The sequence below is a fragment of the Pseudonocardia pini genome (assembly GCF_013870575.1).
Taxonomy (GTDB): Bacteria; Actinomycetota; Actinomycetes; order Mycobacteriales; family Pseudonocardiaceae; genus Pseudonocardia; species Pseudonocardia pini.
The window spans coordinates 1-1,397 of record NZ_JACBXB010001080.1 but is presented as its reverse complement, the minus strand read 5'-3'; the positions used below and the strand labels follow the sequence as shown (position 1 = coordinate 1,397).

The 1,397-nt window shown below is 74.4% G+C and carries 2 protein-coding genes; both read right to left on the bottom strand.

Annotated elements, in window-relative coordinates; genetic code table 11:
• Window positions 1-848 (bottom strand): sigma-70 family RNA polymerase sigma factor (locus H5J29_RS32685; protein WP_181784757.1); only part of this gene is annotated, 848 nt, incomplete at its 3' end.
• Window positions 823-1,397, bottom strand: a 575-nt coding sequence (locus tag H5J29_RS32680) for a tyrosine-type recombinase/integrase (RefSeq protein ID WP_181784756.1), incomplete at its 5' end; no start/stop codon positions are given. The genes H5J29_RS32680 and H5J29_RS32685, both read right to left, overlap by 26 nt.

Here is a 1,397-nt window from a genome sequence, read left to right as displayed (position 1 = left end):
CCCTCGGGGGTCTCGATCCGGACGGGCTCGTAGCCGCGCGGCACCCAGTCCTGGGCGCGCAGCTCGTCGAGCATCGCGCCGCGGATCCGCTGGGCGGCGTAGCTCTCGAAGCGGACCTCGCGCTCCGGGTCGAAGCGCTCGACGGCGTCGATCAGGCCGAACATCCCGACCTGGACGAGATCGGCCGCGTCCACGTGGGTGGGCAGCCCGCTCGCGAGCTTCCCCGCGACGCCGCGCACGAGGGCCCGGTAGTGCACCACGAGCCGATCCCGCGCCGACACCGAACGGGTGCCGAGGTAGTCCGTCCAGAGACCCGAGGCGATGTCCGCAGCCGCGGCGGGCCCGACGTCGCCGGCGTCCGCGGCCTCAGGGAGCGGCGTGAGGTGATCCGCGCCGTGGACATCGGTGACGACGGGGTCCGGGACCGCGCGGATCGCGGGGCGGACGGTGAGGCCGCTCCCTGCCGAGTCGGGCTCCGGCACGGTGGCCCGACCGTTCGACGACGAGGCCTTCCCGATCGGGCGAACGAGTGCGGCTCCGGGCGTGTCGCCCCAGGAGACCGGGACGACGGTGCCGGTCTCGCGGACCTGGGTCACCGTGCCGAGGTTCGGACCGACGGGCGTGGCGGGCCGGTCGAGATCGCCCTCCTCGGTTCCGTCGAGGGTCACCCCCTCCCCTGCCGGGACGGCACGGAGTGACACCCTGCGTTCGGGCACCGGGGTGCCCGCCGGGCCCTCCAAGGCCCTGGCCAGGGCTCCGGCCAGCGCCGTCACCGCGGTGGCGGCCCGGCCCGTGACCTGCGAGGACGCGACGTCAGGAGCGTCATGCCCGGGGATGAGCCTGGTCATGGACCACCTTCAGTCGGTCAACGGTCACGTGCGTGTAGAGCTGAGTGGTTGACAGCGTAGCGTGACCAAGCAACTCCTGTACGTAACGAAGGTCCGCGCCGCCGTGCACGAGATGCGTCGCCGCGGCATGGCGGAAGCCGTGCGGTCCGATGTCCGGCGCACCCGGGATCGCCGCCATCGCGCGGTGCACGACGGTGCGTGCCACCCGCGGGTCGATGCGACCTCCGCGGAGGCCGAGGAACACCGCAGGCGGTGATCCGGCCCGGACGAGTGCGGGCCTGCCGGTCGCCCGCCATCGGTCGAGCGCGCGGGCGGCGGGCACCCCGAAGACCACGGTCCGCTCCTTGCCGCCCTTGCCGAGGACCCGGAGGGTGCGGGTGCTGTCGTCGACGTCGTCGAGGTCGAGTCCGCAGGCCTCGGCGACCCGGATCCCGGTGGCGTACAGGACCTCCAGCAGCGCGAGGTCCCGCAGCGCCTCGGGATCCTCCTGGGCGGCGCCGGACACCGCGGCGTCGAGGACGGCGGCGGCCTGGTCCGCCCGCACCACCT